Genomic DNA, 17,543 nt, shown 5'->3' on the forward strand with positions numbered 1-17,543 from the left:
GGTAGGGCCGCAGGGTCTCGATATCGGTCGCTTCCGGATAGACGCGGATATATTTCTCTCCCGGCTCCGGTGCATCGGCAATGGCCGCTGCAACGGCCGGGTTGTCGCCGAGAAGCTCGGCCGTCACTTCGCGTGTCGCTTCAGCCCGGGCTGCCCTCGATGCCGAGCGCTGGCTTTCGATGGCGGCTTCAAGCGCCCCGCCCGATTCGTCGATCAGGGCGTAATAGCGGGTCGGCTGGGAACTCTCGATCAGGATCGGCAAGCCAAAGCCCAGCGCCATGAACAAGGGCATGGAGGCGAGCGAGAGCCAGAAGCCCCAGGTGGCGACATAGGAGAGGTATTCGCGGCGGGCGATGAGATAGATAGCGCGCATCAGACGGCCTCCCCGGCAAGCGTTTCATTTGAGAACTGGCCACTGGTTTCAACCAGATGGACGAAGGCGTCATGCAGATGGGCGCGGGCCGGCTCGAAGCGCAGCAGGCGGATATTGCCGTCGACACAGGCCTTGAGCACGTCCTGGGCGTCAATGCCGGGGCCGAGATCGATCAGCCAGCGCCGGGCGCCGTCGGCAGCACCGGCTTCCTGCACGACCTCGCCGAGCGGCGCGAAGGTCTGCGCCAGATCATGGTCGGAGACCGTCTCCAGGATGACGCGGCGCGGGATCATGGCCAGGGCACCCTCGACGGTGCCGTCAAACACCTTGCGGCCCTTGGCGACCAGTACGATCTGGTCGCACAGGCGCTCGGCATGTTCCATCACATGGGTGGAGAAGAGGATGGTCGCGCCGGCTTCGGCACGGGCGCGGACTATTTGCTCCAGCGCTTTCTGATTGACCGGGTCGAGACCGGAGAAGGGTTCGTCGAGAATGATGAATTCGGGATCATGGATCAGGGTGGAAATGATCTGGATCTTCTGGGCCATGCCCTTGGAGAGGGTTTTCACCTTGCTGTCGGCGACATCGGCGAGGCCGAATTCCTCCAGCATGGCGAGGCCGCGCCGGCGGGCCTCGTCCGGGGCGACGCCCTTCAGCCGGGCGAAGAAGATGATGACATCGATCACCTTCATCTTGCGGTAGATGCCGCGTTCCTCCGGAAGAAAACCGACCCGCTCCAGTGCCTTGGCGCGTGGCCGCCCGCCGAACAGGCTCACCTCTCCGGAATCGGGCGTGAGAATGCCCAGTGCCATGCGCAGGCTGGTCGACTTGCCCGCGCCATTGGGGCCGAGAAATCCGGTGATTTCACCGCGCTTGACGGTGAAGCTCAGATCGCGGACGGCGGGTTTGCCGCTGAATGTTTTGGAAACGCCGTCGAGCGCCAGGATGATTTCGGACATGGGACCCCCAAGAGTGAGAGATGAACTTAGGCAGACAGGTCGCACCAAGCTACCGGTATTGAGCAGGAGACGATCCCCCGTTTGACACCGGACTGCCGCTAAATCGCGCCCGAACCTCCACAACGCGCTATGAAGAGGCTGCTGCGCTATCGCCCGCCTGGCGATGATGACGAAAAGTGAGACCCAATGGCGCAAGACCCGCGCGCATGCCTTCTGTCCCTGAAAGCCGAACTGGTCGCCTTGTCGGAGGCCACGACCGAAGATCGGGACCCGGTCGAGCTGGATCAGCAATCCATCGGCCGCCTGTCGCGGCTGGACTCAATGCAGGTCCAGGCCATGGCCCGGGCTTCCGATGTCCGCCGTACCCAGGAAATTCGCCGTATCGAGGCGGCGTTGCAACGCGTAGACGAAGGCGAGTATGGCTGGTGCGTCGAGTGCGGCGAGGCCATCGACCCCAAGCGCCTCGAGATCGATCCGGCTGCGGCGCGGTGTGCCGACTGCGCCTGATCCGGTTGCCAGCATTGGCGGGGCTGTGCGAAACCTTGCGGTGCCGGGCGATAAGGGCCGGCGCTGAACCGATGAAGCCTGCCCATGCGATTGTCCGAAAAGCTTGACCTCGAGCCGGCCCGAGCGGGCCTGCGCAGTGACGGCCGTGCGCGGATCTCCGGCCTGCTCGCGCCTGCAGCCCTGCGCCAGCTGACCGGTGCCATCGGCGAGGTCGATAAATGGCTGCTGGTGACGCGGCTGGCGGAAAAGCATCTCAATCTCGATGCCCGCGCCATGCGCGAACTGCCGGCACCTCAGCGTGCCGAATTCGATGCGCGCGTGGCCTCGGCAGCGCGGGCCGGGTTCCAATATCTCTACGAGACCTATCCGCTTTACGACAAGGCCCATGCCGGCACGCTCGAATCCGAGTCGCCCGTGCTGGCGAAACTGTTCGCCCTGATCAATAGCGAAGCCTTCCTCGGGGCGATGCGCGATGTGCTCGATGCGCCGGAAATCAGTTTCGCCGACGGGCAGCTGACCTGTTATCGCGGCGGCCATTTCCTCACCCGTCATGATGATGGCGTGGCCGGCAAGAACCGTGTCGCAGCCTTCGTGCTCGGTCTCACCGCCGGCTGGCAGGGTGACTGGGGCGGGCAGCTGCAATTCTATGATCCGGACGGCAATGTCGAGGCCGCCTATGTGCCGCGCATGAATACGCTGTCGCTGTTCAAGGTGCCGCAGCCGCATGCGGTCTCGATGGTGGCGAATTATGTCACCACGCCGCGCCTGGCTATCACCGGCTGGCTGCGCTCGGGCGAGGATCCGGGCATCGACATGTAGGCCTGCCGCCGGGATCAGGCCTTTACGGCGATCCCGGCATAATTGAACGAGGCGAATTTCGGGCTCTTGGGCAGATACATTGCTTCGAGCTGTTCGATCCCGAACCCGGCCGCCTGCATCATCGTGTCGGGATGGCGCGTAAGGTGACAGCCGCCGGCTAGCGGTTTCCAGACCGGCTCAATGCGCCGCTGCCATTTCGCGACATCGGCATCGGGTGCACCGCCATGCTCGGAGAACAAGAGCTTGCCGCCCGGCTTGAGCACGCGGCGCATTTGCGCCAGAGCCGCCTCGGCATCGGGAATGGTGCACAGCGTATAGGTCAGCACCACGGTATCGACCGAGGCGTCTTCGAGCGGGATTTCCTCGCCGGGCAGATCGATCAGCTCCACCGTCACCGGACAGGCGGCGATCGCGTCGGCCGCCTTGCGCCGCATGCCCTCGGAGGGCTCAAGCGCATAGAGGTGGGAAACCTTGGCCGGATCATAAAAGGAGAGATTGGGTCCGGCCCCGAAGCCGACTTCCAGCACGCGGCCTGTCGCCAGGGGCACGATCTGGGAGCGCTTCTTCATGATCTGCGGCTGACCGCAGGCGAAGCCGATGACGTGGGGCAGGATATGTTCGTGGTAAAAGCTCATGACGGGGAGCCTAGGGCAGACCGGGGAAACTCTCCACGTATTTGATCCGCACGTCCGGGAAGCTGTCGACGAACTGGATCGTGAAATCGGCAAAGCTGCTGACGTATTCCCATTCACCGCAATGGTCGGGGAAACTGGTGACCTGTTTGACCTTGAGGTCGGGGAAACTGCTGACGATCTGGACGCGGACATCGGGAAAGCTCTCGACGATCTGCACCTCGCCATAGAGCGGGATGCCGTTCCAGGTGCAGTCCTCGGCGACAGAGCCGATCTGGGCAAGGATGAGTTCAGCGAACATGGCGTGAGCTTGTCCCATTCAAGCTGAACGGAAGATGAGCCATTAGCGGGCAGCCGGACCGAGCGCGAGGACGGCGAAGGCGATCCCCAACAGAAGAATGCCGGGTGAGAAGTAGGTGGCATTCAGGGTCGCAAAGGGTTCGCTCGCACGGCTGAACAGGCCAGGCAGATAGGCATAGATGCCGCGTCCCAGCATGACGACGGCGACGACGCCGAGCGGGATGCGAACGAAGATCATGGAATCAAAACCGAAAACCCCGCGCGCCAGGGCGAAGCCGGCCGCAGCGAATACAAGTGCTGCCACGGCCAGCGAGTGCAGGGCCGGCGGCATGGTCTGTGACCGGGTGATGCCGATCACGGTCTTGACCAGATCCGCTTCCGTTGCCGCGGGCCACAGGCCGCCAAAGGCCCAATAGGCGTGCAGGACAGCAATCACGCTCATGACCGAAAACACCGACCATCCCAGAGTGGCCATCATGTTGGCGTTCCAGTGCCCGGAGCTGTGCCCACGGTCACTCTAGCCCATCGCCTTGTTGATCTCTTCCGCCATCTTCTTGGCGTCGCCCAGAAGCATCATCGTATTGTCCCGGAAGAAGAGCGGGTTCTCGACGCCGGCATAGCCGGACGCGAGCGAGCGCTTGACGAAGAAGACGGTCTTGGCCTTCCACACCTGCAATACCGGCATGCCATAGATCGGCGAGGACGGATCATCCTCGGCGGCCGGATTGGTAACGTCATTGGCGCCGATCACGAAGGCGACATCGGCATTGGCGAAGGCCGAATTGATGTCCTCCAGCTCGAACACCTCGTCATAGGGCACATTGGCCTCGGCCAGCAGGACATTCATGTGTCCCGGCATGCGCCCGGCGACCGGGTGGATGGCGTAGGAGACCTCGACGCCCTCGGCCTTGAGGAGGTCGGCCATTTCCTTCAGCGCGTGCTGGGCCTGGGCGACGGCCATGCCATAGCCGGGCACGATGATGACCTTGCCGGCATTCTTGAGCACGAAGGCGGCGTCTTCCGCCGAGCCCTGTTTGGCATTGCCCTGCGGACCGGCGACGGCAGCAGCACTGCCATCATCGCCGAAGCCGCCGAGGATGACCGAGATGAAGGAGCGGTTCATGCCCTTGCACATGATGTAGGACAGGATCGCACCGGAGGAGCCCACCAGGGCGCCGGTGACCAGGAGTGCGGTGTTTTCCAGCGTGAAGCCGAGCGCGGCCGCAGCCCAGCCGGAATAGGAATTGAGCATGGAGACGACGACCGGCATGTCGGCGCCGCCGATCGGGATGATCAGGGTGACACCGAGGATGAAAGCCGCGAGGGCGATCATCCAGAACGCGACCTTGGCTTCGCCGCCGGAGGCCATCAGGAAGGCGACCATCAGGGCGATGAAGGCCGCCAGCGCGATATTGATCAGGTGGCGCAGGGGCAGAAGGATTGGCGCACCGGACATATTGCCGTTGAGCTTGGCAAAGGCGATCACGGAGCCGGAGAAGGTGATGGCGCCGATCGCGGTGCCAACCGAGAGTTCGAACAGGGAAAGCTTGTGCAGATGTCCGGTCACCGGGTCTGCGATGTGGAAGGCTTCCGGTGCAAACAGGGCCGCGGCTGCCACCAGCACGGCGGCCATGCCGACCAGCGAGTGGAAGGCGGCGACGAGCTGCGGCATCGAGGTCATCGAGATGCGTTGCGCAATCACGAAACCAATCCCGCCGCCAACTATCACGCCGCCAACGATCAGGGCGATCGAAGCGCCGTCGAGCTGGGCTGCGAGCAGGGAGGTGACAATGGCAATCGCCATGCCGGCCATGCCGAAGACATTGCCCCGGCGGGCGGTTTCCGGGCTCGACAGGCCGCGCAGGGCGAGGATGAACAGGATCCCCGAAAGGAGGTAAAGCAGTGCGGCGAGATTTGCAGACATGGCGCTCTCTTGCGGGTTGTGGCAATTATTCGGTGTAGCGGATCGTGTAACCGTTGATGTCGCGGACGACGATGCCGCCGTTCAGCTCCAGCGGCCCGATCAACAAGACCAGGTTCGCACCCGGGTCATTGCGGGTCATGTTGACCGCCTCGACGAGGCGGTCGGCGCGCACTTGGCGATCCTCATTGGTGCCGGCGGCGTCCTGGGGCGGGAAGGGATCCATGTCGAGCCAGAGAAAATAATAATTTTGCCCGTAAGGGTCATTCCTGTCGCAGGTGATCTTCAAATCCGTGACGTCGAAGCGCAATTCGGTCACTGCATGGCACTCGACCTCATAATGCCGGGGCCGGGGACCGGCGGCGCGGCGCCGCTCTTCTTCCTGGGCTTCCCGATACAGTTCGAGGGTGCGCTGAGTCACGACAGGAGCGTCCGATGCGTTGTCCTCGTCCTGGGCTTCCCGATAGAGTTCGAGGGTGCGCCGAGTCACGACAGGGGCGTCCGATGCCTCGTCCTCGTCCTGGGCATCCTGCTCCGCGCCCAGCCGCTGGAGGATGGCTGGATTGCGCAGGGTCGGCAAAGTGGTCTGGGTCTGGGCTTGTGGCCTGTCCTGGGCCTCAGCGCCCGAAACGCCGAGCGCAAGCAAGGACAGGGCTAACAGGGCTCTCATCATGCCTTGCGCTCCTTCTTCTTGTACATCGCCAGCATGCGCCGGGTGACAAGGAAGCCACCGAAAATATTGACGCTGGCGAGCACGATGGCGAGCGTGCCGAGGCCGCGCGAGAAGCCGGCCCCGCCGCTGCCATCATCGGCACCGCCTGTGGCGGTTGCGGCCAGCAGGGCACCGACAATGATCACCGAGGAGATCGCATTGGTGACGGCCATCAACGGCGTGTGCAGGGCGGGCGTGACCGACCAGACGACATAATAGCCAATGAAGATCGCGAGAATGAAGATCGCGAGGCGAAAGATAACAGGATCTACGGCTTCCATAAAATTATTCCTCCCCGGTTCAGGGTTCTAGTTTCGCGTTGGCAGGGCGGTGTTGGTCATGACGACATTGAGTTGGCGGATTTCGGGCGAGTCGATCAGCGTGATGCGAATGGCATCGCCAACGGGCTCGATGCGGAGCGTCACGCCCAGCAGGTTGCAGAGCTCGGGCTGGTCGCTCAAGGGTTCGCAGGTGAAACGCGTGTCCATCCGTTCGTCATCGAGGTATTTCGTGAAGCTGGGCTCGCCATTGCGCATTCTGTCGAAGACGATCTGTGACGTGGCTTCAAGCGCTTGAGACGGTTCAACGGCTTCGTATGGAATGGGTACAACGCGATCAAGCGCGTGCACGATGTTGGCGAGAAATTGCGTGTTTGTGCGGCTGTGGCGCGTCAGATAGCCGCCGTCGAACACGCCGTCATCATTGAAGTCGCGAAAGCATTGCACCCGTGTGACCGGCGCGTTGTAATCAATCCGTGGGCAATAGGCATACCCACCGGTCACCCTCAATCCAAACAACAGGCTTCCCGCGGGTACCAGCGCGCCACGCTGGGGCCGGACACGGGGTTGGCCGTCTTCGAGCAAACGCACCGCATAGCGGGGGCGAATGGGTTCAACCCAGACGGTCTCGCCGCGATTGACGACACGCGGAGATTCGAGACCTTGCGGCGGATAGGCGAGGAGTTCGACGCGGCCATTCTCGGCCCGGGGCACACGTTGCGCGCTCGCCATTGCGCTGAACGCGAGCGTGGCGATCAAGGCGGCTATGACAGGCAGAACCCGGTGCGTCATCATTATGCGTCCTGTTTCACGAGGGTCGGATGCACCACGGCACCATCTCGCGTCAGGGCCATGCCCTGGATGATTTCATCGTCCCAGTGTGGGGCGCGCTTGCCGTCCTCGCCGACCAGAAGCGGCAGGAGATTGGCGAGGTTCTTGGCGTAGAGCGCCGAACTGTCGGCGGCGAGACGGCCGGGCAGGTTGGAGAAGCCGGCAATCATCACGCCCTGATGGGTGACAATCTCGTCGGCCTTGGTCAGCTCGCAATTGCCGCCATTGGGCGCGGCCAGATCGATGATCACCGAGCCGGGTTTCATGCTCTCGACCATCGCCTTGGTGATCAGTTTCGGTGCCGGACGGCCCGGGATCAGTGCTGTGGTGACGACGATGTCCTGCTTGGCAATATGGCCGGCGACCAGTTCGGCCTGCTTGGCCTGGTATTCCGGCGACATCTGCTTGGCATAACCGCCCGCAGTTTCAGCCTGTTTGAATTCCTCATCCTCGACGGCGACGAATTTGGCGCCGAGTGAGGCGACCTGTTCCTTCGAGGCCGGGCGGACATCGGTGGCGGATACGACAGCGCCAAGGCGGCGCGCTGTGGCGATCGCCTGCAGCCCGGCAACGCCGGCACCCATGATGAAGGCCTTGGCCGGGGCGACGGTGCCTGCGGCGGTCATCATCATCGGGAAGGCGCGGCCATAAATATGGGCCGCTTCGATAATCGAGCGATAGCCGGCGAGATTGGACTGGCTGGAGAGCGCATCCATCGCCTGGGCACGGCTGATGCGCGGCACGAATTCCATCGCCAGTGCGTCAATTCCAGCCTTGGCCAAAGCCTTGGCCCGGTCGCCGGCGCTATAGGGGTCGAGATGGGCCACCAGCAATGTGCCCTTGGGCAATTTTGCGACGGTCGCATCGTCGGGCATCTGGACGGAGAAGAGGGCGTCAGCGCCCTTCAAGGTCGCGGCCAGTGTGCCCATTTCGGCACCGGCGCCCGCATAGGCGTCATCGGTCACCGAGGCGGTGAGGCCGGCGCCTTTCTCAATCGCGACCGTGTGGCCGGCGGCGACAAATTTCTTGACGGTATCAGGTGTCGCGGCGACGCGTGTCTCGCCCGCATGTCGTTCTTTCAGAATAGCTATTCGCATATCGTCCCACCGCTCGGTGTTGCAGGGGGATACGATGCGCGAATTCGCCGTTCAGGGGAAGACCTGCGTTAGAAATTCCTGTCATACAGGTTTGCAGGCCGGTCGATGACCGTCTGCAGGTGTCAGCCGGCGAGGAAAACGCTGAACAGCTGGGACAGGAGACCGCAGAGCAGGCCGAAGACGAACAGGCCACCGACCGTGACATACCAGCTGGTCTTCATCGAGGTGACCAGGCCGAGGACGACGCCGACGATGGCAACGCCGATCAGCGAACCCATCCAGTCCATGCCGACGGCGAAGACAAGGGTGAGATAGAGCAGGGTGACGATCATCAGCAGCGAGATCCAGACCGTTCCCACGATAAAACCGTCAAACGTGCTTTTCTGGCTCGCGATGTTCATCTCGCCGCGCGTGTAGTCAGCTGCCATGAGGACTGCCCCTGTTCGAGTCACTGATAGTGATCTGCCGATAACACGCGGCGGGGCGCAGGCCAAGATGCGCGACTGCCGCAGTGCAGGCGCCGGGCAGGCCCGGCGCGGCATGATTGTTGCGGCGACGCCACGCTACCCGTTTTTCCCGGGTAGACGGTTGTGGCGCTGATCCGGTTTCAGTATGCGTTGCGCCGGAATGGGGAGATATCCGATGCGCATACCCTTTGCTGTCTGGTCCGGCCTGCTTGCCCTGCTGATCTATGCGGGCCTTGCTGGCGTGGAATATCTCAATTTCGGCGCGTTCGACCCGATGTGGCCGACCGTGCGGCTGATTGGCGCAATCTGGCTGGGCCTTGTGGTTCTGGCCGGAATCTTCAGCGCCCTGCGGCGTTCGATGACGGTGCGGCCTGCGGCCCTGCCCGAGGATGTCGCCCAGGAACTCCGGCGGCACGAGGACTAGCCCCAGCCCGGTCCCGTCAGCACTTCCAGCGCCGCCGCAACGGCGATCGGCTGGTCGAGGATCAGATGGTGCTGGGCGTCGGGAATCGAGACCATGGTCGTATCGGCACCGAAGGTCTCGCGCATGAAGTCCCAGACCTCATCGGTCACCAGCGCTGAATTGGCACCGCGGAACAGCGCGATGCGGCATTTCAGGCCGGCAGCGATCTCGGCCGGCGACTGCCGGTCATAGGTCATCTTGCTCCACAGATGCGGGTCGAACTTCCAGGTCCAGCCCTCACTGCCGTCCGGCCGCGCCATGGGCTTCAGCGATTGGCGGGCGATATGGTCCATCAGGAAGGCATTGGCGCATTCCTGTTCCGGAAGCAGGCGGAAGCGCTGCAATGCAGCATCGAAACTGGCATAGATGCCGCCGCCGCGTCTGGGTGGCGGGGTGTTGCGCTGCTCATTGGGGGGGCGGACGGGGCTGTCGAGCACGGCGATGCCGGCCAGCTCGGCCCCGAATTCCGTTGCGGTCGCAAGCGAGACAAAGCCACCAAAGGAATGTCCGACGACAAAGGGCGCCCCGGCGGCAAAGGCACCACCGGCCCGGCCGGCCGCGATGACCTCCAGCGCATAGGTGTCCATGCTGTAGACGTCGCGATGATCGCTATCGCCCATGCCTGACAGATCCAGCGCCACGACGCGGCGGGTCTCGGCCAGGAAGGGGCCGATGGAATCCCACCAGTCCTTGTGCGCGACGCCACCATGCACCAGCACCAGGCCGGGCTTTCCGGTCTCGCCCCAGGCCTTCCAGTGAATCATGGCGCCTTCGACCATCACGGTGCCGGTATCCGCCGGCACGGCGAGCGCGCGCTCGAACCAGGCCGGTGCGGGTGGCTTGGTGCCTTTGAACTGGACGAGCGGGGCGGGTGGGCGTTCGGGCCGCGGGGAGGTCTTTGTCATGACCCAGCGCTAGCGCCGATGTTGCGCTGCGTCAATCTCAACCCGCCTGCATTCCGGTCAACAGGGGGATGGCCAGCACCGCCCAGGCATTATTGGCGATGTGTCCGAGTACGGATGCCGCCACCCGGCCGGTCCAGAGCCGCACCAGCCCAAGCGCCACACCCAGAAGGGCCGTCGAAATCATCACCATCAGCCCCTGGCCGATATGCATCAGCCCGAAGGCCGCTGCCGAAATCAGCACCGCAAACAGGGCGGGAACGCCGCGTGCGACCAGCATGGGCAGCATCCAGCCGCGAAACAGGATCTCCTCGACGACGGGGGCCGCGATGAGGGTCAACAGAATGATCGCCCACAGGGCAGCGCCACCGTTCACGAAGTCATCGACATTGGAGACGTCTTCCAGCGGCGCTCCGCCGGCGAGCGTAAGGCTCGGGTCGAGCATGGCCAGTTGGTGCAGCCAGACCGTCAAGGGACTCGCGGTCGTCAGCATGAAGATCAGGACCAGAAGCCCGGCGAGAAAGTCGCGCAGATGGGTCGGGATCACCGAAAAGGCAGCGCGATGGGCGGCGTAGATGCCGAAGTGATGCCACATCAGCAGGGCCAGCACGGCATAGGCAATCGCCGAGCCGGCGAACTGGACGGTTTCCACGCTCAGACTGGTGCTCTTGCCGTCGAACAGGTGCCAGGCTCCCTGGGAGAGCAGCTGGAACAGGATGGCGAGGCCGAACAGGAGGCCCGGCCAGACCAGCATTCCGGGCAGGGAATGGATGAAGAGCAGGCGCTGATGTTCCTGCAGGCCGGAATAACCGTCATCCGGCGGGAAGGGCCAGCGGACGGTTCTCTCCGTCAATTGGTTCGCAGTGTCGGTCATTTCGTCTCTCGCTGGCCAGGTCACGCCATCTCCGGAACCTTATGCTTAACCGGACCTTGCCGCCTCTTAAACGTGAAATTTAGAAGACTGTCCCATAACGGTCCGCATAGACGCCCTGTCGGAAACGGCAGCGAGGTCAAAAGACCCGGCGAAAACAATGCGACCGAAAAGGCGTGGGTGTGATGGTGAAATCAGTGCTGATCGTTGATGACGATCCGACGCAACGCCGCCTTCTTCAGGCGGTGATCGAGAAGCAGGGCTACCGCGTAGAGACCGCAGAAAGCGGCGATGCGGCCCTGGATCGTGTGGCTGCATCGCCTGTCGATGTAATGCTGCTCGATCTGATCATGCCGGGGATGGACGGCATGGAAACGCTGGAGGCGGTCAAGAAGCGATTGCCCGACCTTCCGGTGATCGTGTTGACGGCCAGTGGCGGGATCGAAACCGTCGTTGCCGCCATGCGGGCCGGTGCACTGGACTTCTTCGTCAAGCCGGCCAGCCCGGAACGCATCGCGGTGTCGATCCGCAATGCGCTGAAGGTCCAGAATCTCAGCGGTGAAGTGCAGCGTCTGACGCGCAAGGCGGCCAATATGTCGGGCTTTGCCGACATGATCGCCGATGCCGCAGCGATGCAGCAGGTTGTCCGGCTCGGCGAACGCGCCGCGCAATCGGACATTCCGATCCTGGTCACCGGCGAATCCGGCGTCGGCAAGGAACTGGTCGCCCAGTCGATCATGGCCGCTTCCAAGCGCGCCGGCGGTCCCTTTGTTGCGGTCAATTGCGGCGCGATCCCGGAAAACCTGGTGGAATCAACCCTGTTCGGACACGAAAAGGGTAGCTTCACCGGCGCGACAGGCAAGCATATGGGCAAATTCCAGGAGGCCGATGGTGGCACTCTTTTCCTGGATGAAGTCGGTGAGCTGCCGCTCGACATGCAGGTCAAGCTGCTGCGCGCCCTGCAAGAGGGCGAGGTCGATCCTGTCGGCTCCAAACGCCCGGTCAAGGTCAATGCCCGCATCATTTCGGCGACCAATCGCGATCTCACCGAACGCGTGGCTGCCGGTGCCTTTCGCGAGGACCTGTTCTATCGTCTGAATGTTTTCCCGATCGAAGTGCCCTCCCTGCGTTCGCGCCGCGATGATGTGCCCGCCCTGGTGCGTCACTTCATCGGCCGCTTCAATGCCCAGGAAGGCAAGGCGATCGTCGATGCCTCACCGGAAACGCATGCCATGCTCAGTGCTTTCGACTGGCCGGGCAATGTGCGTCAGCTGGAAAATGCGGTCTTCCGTGCCGTCATTCTCGCCGATGGCGACTATCTGACGCCGGCCGATTTCCCGCAAATCTCCGGCCTGGTGCCTGACATCCAGAGCCGGACGGTCCATGCCGGGGAGATTTCTCCTGCCGCCGTCGAGCTGATGGCAGGGAGTGGTGAACCCGCCCCGGTCGAGATCATGGATGCGGGCGGCAATCTGCGCTCCCTCGAGGATATCGAGCGCGACCTGATCGAATTCGCGATCGAGACCTATGCCGGCCGGATGAGCGAAGTCGCCCGCCGCCTCGGTGTCGGACGCTCGACCCTGTACCGCAAGGTCCGCGAATACGATCTCGATGTCGACGGCGTCCGCGCCACAGGCTGATCGTCACAACAAGCTTCCCAACCACGGGATGTCTGCCGCGTGTTGTGCGGCAGGCTGTGAAGCGGGCCGTTTCCTTCGGGGAGCGGCCCGTTTCTATTCGGGTATGATCAGGCTGGTGCACAAACAAAACGGGCCGGATCCTGGGGGATCCGACCCGTTTTCCGTGTCACGGCGCCAAGGGGGGAGAAGCGCGGGACCCGGTCATTCGTCTTGAACCAGATGTGGGCATTGACCAGGCGCTGTGCAAGGGGCGCGGCGAGCGCATGCCCTCGCGCTCCTGCCAGGCGGCATAGACCGGCATCAGGGCGGCCTCGCGGTTGAAGGATATCTTCAATTGCCGCAACAGCGCCTGCAGCGAGTCGCGAAGGCCGGTGTCATTGTCGCTCCCGGTTTCGAGGCCCAGTTCGACATGGGTTCGCAGCACGGAGATCCGCGACATCAGATCGAGCAATTGCTCGTCTAGATGCGAGACATAATCGCGTGCCAGCGGATCGGCCGATAGCGGCGCATAAATCTGGTCGGCCTTGATCTCGCTCAGCCGGTCAAGCCAGGTCATGGCCTGGTGGAAGGCTGCCGCGCCGCGCACGGTGTTGAGCCCGTTCTCTAGGGCGCTTCGAAGATAGTGCAGCACGTCGTCCTGCAAGACTTCAAGCTGGACCATCGGGTCGAAACTCGTCTCGAACATGGTATCGGGCATCGCAGTGATCTCCTCGGATCGAACAACGATGATACGCATTTGCGGCCGCCGGGCGCGCTGAGATTGGAAACAGATTTAACGTGGACCTAATGCCGCGCATCAAAGGCGAGGCTTGCCGCCTTCGATCACGCGGGGCGTAAAGCCGCCTGCAGGGCGCGGGGCTGGCTGCGCCGGCGCGTCGGCGGGCTTGTCCACCAGCTTGGGCGCGGGTGGCGGGGCGCGATCAAAATCTTCGTTGATATCGCGCGAGCGCGGGGCCGGGCCGGGTGTCTTGCGCTTGAAACCCTTGCCTTGCGACATCGGCTTGCGCGCCTTGCCGGCCGCCTTTTTCTCGATCTCGCGCAGCTTCAAGGCCTGCCGCGCCGAGAGTGCTTCCTCGGTATCGCCCTTGCCGGGATCATTGAAGGCGGAGCCATAGGTCTCCAGCCTTTCTTCCAGCGAGCCGAGAAACTCGCCCTCCCACTCCGACAGCGAGGCATCGGGCGTGCCGGCCTGCTCGGCGGCGCGTTTGGCACGCTCCAGCCGGCGCAGGGCCTTGCGGGTCTTTTTCTCGTCAATCTTGCGGGGCACGCAGTCCTCCGTAAGGGGAGGCGCCCAGTCTAGCTCTCGACGGCGCCGAGATACAATTCAAGAAGTGCTTCCATTTCCTGGCGCTCATTGCGGTCGATCTTGCGCAGGGAGATCACCTTGCGCATCACCTTGGGATCGAAGCCCATGGATTTGACCTCGGCATAGACTTCCTTGATGTCGGCCATCACATTGGCCTTGTCTTCTTCAAGCCGTTCGATCCGCGCGACAAATGACTTCAGATGGTCACGCGCGACCCCTCCCATGGCGTCGGAATCGTCAATCGGGCCTGTCGGGGCGTTGTCGGTGAAAGCCATGTCGGTAACCTTTGCTGCGGCGGAGCGCGACACTAGGCTGGCAAGGCGTTCGCCTCAAGCCGGACGGCCAGTGATTTCCACCGGAATTCTCAGTCATTCCGCCCGTTCGCGCACGGTCATCACCGCTTCGAGCACGGCTTGCGGGTGATGGTGGTGGAGATTGTGCCCGGCGCCGGAAATCAGCCGCAGCTCGGCGCGGGGCATGCGCGCCGCGACCTGGCCGGAATGGCGATGGGTCCACAGCACGGTGTCGGCCTTGCCGGCCAGGAAAACGGTGTGCGCTCCCACATTTTGATAACGCTCTTCCTGCAGCTCCAGATGCGTGTTGACCATCATCATGTCGCGCGCATTGGCGATCCAGTTGCCCGGACGCAGGATCAGCGGCAGGCGCGAGGCGGCGACATAGCCTTCGGGAACAGGTTCGGGATGGAAGGCCTTGCGGGCGCCCGATTCGAGCTGGCCGGGGCCGACCAGCGGAATGATCACCCGTGTCAGGACGGGGCCGATCAGCGGCCAGCCGCTGGCGGCATTGAACCAGGCCGCCTCGCCGATCCAGGCCGAGAGCGCCGGCGCGATCAGCACCAGGCCGGTGACCCGTTCGGGATGGTCCATCGCCAGCCGCATCGCGATTGCGCCGCCCCAGGAGTGGCCGATCACGACGGCTTCCGGGATATCGAGCTTGTCGAGAAACCTGGCGATCAGCGCCGCTTCCCCGGCCGGCGACCAGCGCGCGGCTTTTGGCCGCTCGCTCCAGCCAAGGCCGGGACGGTCGAGCCAGATGACATTCTCCTGCGCCAGGGCTTCGCCCAGTGCCAGGCGGGGCTCTTCCAGATTGGAGGCGGCGCCGTGCAGGACGAGGATGGCGGGCCGGGCCGGGTCGCCGCTGCGGCGATAGTGCAGCCTTGTGCCATCAATCTCGAGGAACTCGCCTTCCGGCGGATGTGCCTTCGCAATCCGCTGCGAGACCAGCCAGCCGCCCAGCGCTCCGAGCAGCAACCCGGCCAGCGCGATGATCGCGGCAAGTGCGGCAGCCGTCATCGGCTAGAGCGCGCGGCCGGCCTGCGCCGCATCGATGCGCGCCTTGGCCTGGACCGCGGGCGCATAGGTGGGGTGGATCGCCAGCGCCTCTTCATAGGCGTCGAGCGCCGCCCCGATCGCCTGCGCGTTCTCCAGCACCCGTCCGAGCGTGACATAGGCGTCGAAACGGCGTGGCTCGAGGGTCAGTGCGGTGTTGAGGGTTTCGAAGGCGTAGGTCCAGTCTTCGAGCTGGGTCGCGATACGTCCGGCGGCCAGCCAGCCCTCGGCAAATTCAGGCGCCAGGGCGGTGACATGGTCATACATGCGCGCCGCGATATCGAGATCACCGGCGGCCTCGGCGGCATGGCCGCGATCCATCAGCAGCGAGATGGTGTCGCTGCCGGAATGGGCCCAGAGGGCAAAGATTTCATCGACCAGCGGCCGGGCCGCGGCCTCATCGGCGGTCGCCAGTGCGTCGAGCCTTGCCGTCAGCCGTTCCTGCGGTGTCTGGAACTCGACCTGCGGCGCGATCTCCACCGTCTCGGTGAGCGGCGGGACGTCCTGCGCGGCGGCGAAGGTCAGCAGGGCGGAGGCGAGCAGGATCATCATGGTCACAAGGATAGAGGCTCTTGCGGCGGCGTCCAGAGGGCGCCACCGCAAGCTTGCCAAGATTTAAGGCGCCGGCGCCGCTGGTATCAGCCGGTGAACAGGCCCCACAGGATCAGGCCGGTTGAGATCAGGAAGGGGATCACCAGGGCGGCGAAGCCGATCAGGAAACCGACGGTGCGCTTGGCAGGGTCAGCCATATAGGCCGCGCTGTAGAGGACGCGTCCGATGACCCAGACCAGGGCCGCGATGCCGGCGGCGAGATCGCCCATCTGGGAGGCGAAAATCCACATCACGGGCAGGAACATCACCAATTGCTCGACCGTGTTGAGGTGAACGCGATTGGCGCGCTCGAATTCTTCCGAGCCGGACATGGCCGGCGCCTTGACGCCGGTCTTGCCGCGGGCCTGGCCGGTGCGGGCGGCGAAAATCAGGGTGATCAGAACAACGGCGAGTGTGCCGAGCATGGTGAGGGGATAGGCTGCCATGGTGGATCTCTTTCATTGGGCCGGGATTCGGCGTGGTTCGTCAGACAGATGTAACCGGGACAGGCGCTGCGGGGAAGATGATTTCGGACGCGTTCACGCCCCGGCCGGGACCTGCGCCGCATCCAGCCGCGCCAATTGCTCCGCGCTCAGCTCCAGCGTCAGCGATCCGAGCAGCTCGTCGAGCTGTTTGATGCTGGTGGCGCTGGCGATCGGGGCGGTGATGCCGGGCTGGGCGGCGATCCAGGCGAGGGAGATTTGCGACAGGCTGGCGCCGGTCTCAGCCGCGATATCGTCCATCACGCCGAGCAGGGCCATGTGCGGCTCGGTGAAATAGGTGGTCATCCGATCGCCGCGCGCGCTTTTGCTGATGTCTGCCCTGGAGCGGTATTTGCCGGTCAAAAAACCCGAAGCGAGGCCGAAATAGCTCAGAACGCCGATATTATTCTCGATGCACAGATCGCGTAGCGCGCCGGCAAAACGATGGCGGCGGATCAGGTTGAATTCCGGCTGCAGCACTGAGTATGCCGCCCAGCCGCGCGCGGCACTCATCTCCAGCGATTGCCCCAGCCGTTCGGCCGAGAAGTTGGACGCCCCGAGCGCCCTGACCTTGCCGGCATCAACCAGTTCGGAAAAGGCGTGCAATACCTCGTCCATCGGCGTGTCGGGATCGTCCTGATGCGCGTAATAGAGATCGATATAGTCGGTTTGCAGCCGGTTCAGCGAAGCCTCGACATGGCGCGCAATCAGTTCCGGATCGAGTGGTTTGGGCCCGTCGATCGGCAACATGCCGACCTTGGTCGCGATCAACACATCATCGCGCCGCCCGCGCCGCTTCAGCCAGTCCCCGATCACCGTCTCCGACTCGCCGCCGACATGACCCGGCACCCAGGCCGAATAGACATCGGCGGTATCGATCATCGTGCCGCCGGCCTCGATGAAACGATCGAGCACGTCGAAAGCCTGCGGGGTTTGCAGCGTCCAGCCAAACACATTGCCGCCGAAGACAAGGGCTGGCGTGGAAAGGCCGCTGGAACCGAGGGGGCGAAGCTGGGGCATGGCGGGATCCTGTGCGGCTGGGG

23 protein-coding genes and 1 pseudogene are annotated in these 17,543 nt (G+C 63.7%); 4 read left to right on the forward strand and 20 right to left on the reverse strand.

Annotated features, from left to right (window positions below; all coding sequences use genetic code 11):
- Positions 1 to 373 (reverse strand): annotated as a pseudogene (locus tag ACN0YF_RS14200) (ABC transporter permease); the annotation flags it as partial.
- The gene (locus ACN0YF_RS14205) at positions 373 to 1,332 is read right to left on the reverse strand and encodes an ABC transporter ATP-binding protein (protein ID WP_417494892.1); all 960 of its coding nucleotides are present in this window, start codon (positions 1,330 to 1,332) and stop codon (positions 373 to 375) included. The pseudogene ACN0YF_RS14200 and the gene ACN0YF_RS14205, both read right to left, overlap by 1 nt.
- Positions 1,333 to 1,518: 186 nt before the next feature.
- Between ACN0YF_RS14205 and ACN0YF_RS14210 the strand changes: the two genes are divergently transcribed.
- Positions 1,519 to 1,839: a TraR/DksA family transcriptional regulator gene (locus tag ACN0YF_RS14210; protein WP_417481897.1), complete on the forward strand. Its 321-nt coding sequence runs from the start codon at positions 1,519 to 1,521 to the stop codon at positions 1,837 to 1,839.
- 84 nt (positions 1,840 to 1,923) lie between these two features.
- Positions 1,924 to 2,658 carry a 2OG-Fe(II) oxygenase gene (locus ACN0YF_RS14215; RefSeq protein WP_417494893.1) on the forward strand — a complete coding sequence of 245 codons (735 nt, stop codon included), beginning with the start codon at positions 1,924 to 1,926 and terminating at the stop codon, positions 2,656 to 2,658.
- Positions 2,659 to 2,672: 14 nt separating this feature from the next.
- Here ACN0YF_RS14215 and ACN0YF_RS14220 read toward each other — a convergent pair whose 3' ends face one another.
- The 9 genes from ACN0YF_RS14220 to ACN0YF_RS14260 form a co-directional block, all read right to left on the reverse strand.
- A complete protein-coding gene (locus ACN0YF_RS14220; protein ID WP_417494894.1) occupies positions 2,673 to 3,293 on the reverse strand; it encodes a class I SAM-dependent methyltransferase in 621 nt (206 codons plus the stop codon).
- A 10-nt stretch (positions 3,294 to 3,303) separates the two neighbouring features.
- Positions 3,304 to 3,591, reverse strand: a complete 288-nt coding sequence (locus tag ACN0YF_RS14225; RefSeq protein WP_417481900.1) for a hypothetical protein — start codon at positions 3,589 to 3,591, stop codon at positions 3,304 to 3,306.
- Positions 3,592 to 3,633: 42 nt separating this feature from the next.
- Entirely contained in the window at positions 3,634 to 4,032 is a 399-nt protein-coding gene (locus ACN0YF_RS14230; RefSeq protein WP_417494895.1) for a DUF3995 domain-containing protein, read from the reverse strand.
- Positions 4,033 to 4,107: 75 nt separating this feature from the next.
- On the reverse strand, positions 4,108 to 5,514 hold the full coding sequence (locus ACN0YF_RS14235) for an NAD(P)(+) transhydrogenase (Re/Si-specific) subunit beta (protein ID WP_417481902.1): 1,407 nt from the start codon (positions 5,512 to 5,514) through the stop codon (positions 4,108 to 4,110).
- A 25-nt stretch (positions 5,515 to 5,539) separates the two neighbouring features.
- On the reverse strand, positions 5,540 to 6,184 hold the full coding sequence (locus tag ACN0YF_RS14240) for a hypothetical protein (RefSeq protein ID WP_417494896.1): 645 nt from the start codon (positions 6,182 to 6,184) through the stop codon (positions 5,540 to 5,542).
- The gene (locus ACN0YF_RS14245) at positions 6,181 to 6,504 is read right to left on the reverse strand and encodes an NAD(P) transhydrogenase subunit alpha (protein WP_417494897.1); all 324 of its coding nucleotides are present in this window, start codon (positions 6,502 to 6,504) and stop codon (positions 6,181 to 6,183) included. Before ACN0YF_RS14245 ends, ACN0YF_RS14240 begins: the two co-directional genes overlap by 4 nt.
- Positions 6,505 to 6,531: 27 nt before the next feature.
- Positions 6,532 to 7,260, reverse strand: a complete 729-nt coding sequence (locus ACN0YF_RS14250; RefSeq protein WP_417494898.1) for a hypothetical protein — start codon at positions 7,258 to 7,260, stop codon at positions 6,532 to 6,534.
- Positions 7,261 to 7,295: 35 nt separating this feature from the next.
- Entirely contained in the window at positions 7,296 to 8,429 is a 1,134-nt protein-coding gene (locus ACN0YF_RS14255) for a Re/Si-specific NAD(P)(+) transhydrogenase subunit alpha (protein WP_417494899.1), read from the reverse strand.
- A 122-nt stretch (positions 8,430 to 8,551) separates the two neighbouring features.
- Complete coding sequence (locus ACN0YF_RS14260) at positions 8,552 to 8,857, reverse strand: aa3-type cytochrome c oxidase subunit IV (RefSeq protein WP_417481908.1); 306 nt, start codon at positions 8,855 to 8,857, stop codon at positions 8,552 to 8,554.
- A 214-nt stretch (positions 8,858 to 9,071) separates the two neighbouring features.
- On the opposite strand from ACN0YF_RS14260, the gene ACN0YF_RS14265 reads away from it, so the two are divergent.
- Positions 9,072 to 9,320 carry a hypothetical protein gene (locus tag ACN0YF_RS14265; protein WP_417481909.1) on the forward strand — a complete coding sequence of 83 codons (249 nt, stop codon included), beginning with the start codon at positions 9,072 to 9,074 and terminating at the stop codon, positions 9,318 to 9,320.
- On the opposite strand, the gene ACN0YF_RS14270 is transcribed toward ACN0YF_RS14265, so the two are convergent.
- Positions 9,317 to 10,264 (reverse strand): alpha/beta fold hydrolase, encoded by a 948-nt coding sequence (locus tag ACN0YF_RS14270; RefSeq protein WP_417494900.1) that lies wholly within the window; start codon positions 10,262 to 10,264, stop codon positions 9,317 to 9,319. The two genes, ACN0YF_RS14265 and ACN0YF_RS14270, sit on opposite strands and share 4 nt — an antisense overlap.
- A gap of 37 nt (positions 10,265 to 10,301) precedes the next feature.
- Entirely contained in the window at positions 10,302 to 11,114 is an 813-nt protein-coding gene (locus tag ACN0YF_RS14275; RefSeq protein ID WP_417494901.1) for a CPBP family intramembrane glutamic endopeptidase, read from the reverse strand.
- A gap of 203 nt (positions 11,115 to 11,317) precedes the next feature.
- Between ACN0YF_RS14275 and ACN0YF_RS14280 the strand changes: the two genes are divergently transcribed.
- Positions 11,318 to 12,772: a sigma-54-dependent transcriptional regulator gene (locus tag ACN0YF_RS14280; RefSeq protein WP_417481912.1), complete on the forward strand. Its 1,455-nt coding sequence runs from the start codon at positions 11,318 to 11,320 to the stop codon at positions 12,770 to 12,772.
- Between the two features lie 166 nt (positions 12,773 to 12,938).
- Here ACN0YF_RS14280 and ACN0YF_RS14285 read toward each other — a convergent pair whose 3' ends face one another.
- The 7 genes from ACN0YF_RS14285 to ACN0YF_RS14315 form a co-directional block, all read right to left on the reverse strand.
- Positions 12,939 to 13,508, reverse strand: a complete 570-nt coding sequence (locus ACN0YF_RS14285) for a hypothetical protein (RefSeq protein WP_417494902.1) — start codon at positions 13,506 to 13,508, stop codon at positions 12,939 to 12,941.
- Positions 13,509 to 13,568: 60 nt separating this feature from the next.
- Entirely contained in the window at positions 13,569 to 14,039 is a 471-nt protein-coding gene (locus ACN0YF_RS14290) for a hypothetical protein (RefSeq protein WP_417481914.1), read from the reverse strand.
- A gap of 29 nt (positions 14,040 to 14,068) precedes the next feature.
- Positions 14,069 to 14,353: a DUF2312 domain-containing protein gene (locus ACN0YF_RS14295; RefSeq protein ID WP_417494903.1), complete on the reverse strand. Its 285-nt coding sequence runs from the start codon at positions 14,351 to 14,353 to the stop codon at positions 14,069 to 14,071.
- 93 nt (positions 14,354 to 14,446) lie between these two features.
- Positions 14,447 to 15,391: an alpha/beta fold hydrolase gene (locus ACN0YF_RS14300; protein ID WP_417494904.1), complete on the reverse strand. Its 945-nt coding sequence runs from the start codon at positions 15,389 to 15,391 to the stop codon at positions 14,447 to 14,449.
- A gap of 3 nt (positions 15,392 to 15,394) precedes the next feature.
- Positions 15,395 to 15,979, reverse strand: a complete 585-nt coding sequence (locus ACN0YF_RS14305; RefSeq protein WP_417494905.1) for a hypothetical protein — start codon at positions 15,977 to 15,979, stop codon at positions 15,395 to 15,397.
- Positions 15,980 to 16,065: 86 nt separating this feature from the next.
- On the reverse strand, positions 16,066 to 16,464 hold the full coding sequence (locus ACN0YF_RS14310) for an MAPEG family protein (RefSeq protein ID WP_417494906.1): 399 nt from the start codon (positions 16,462 to 16,464) through the stop codon (positions 16,066 to 16,068).
- 93 nt (positions 16,465 to 16,557) lie between these two features.
- Positions 16,558 to 17,543 (reverse strand): aldo/keto reductase (locus ACN0YF_RS14315; RefSeq protein WP_417494907.1); only part of this gene is annotated, 986 nt, incomplete at its 5' end.

This window comes from Maricaulis sp. (assembly GCF_048270265.1).
Lineage (GTDB): Bacteria > Pseudomonadota > Alphaproteobacteria > Caulobacterales > Maricaulaceae > Maricaulis.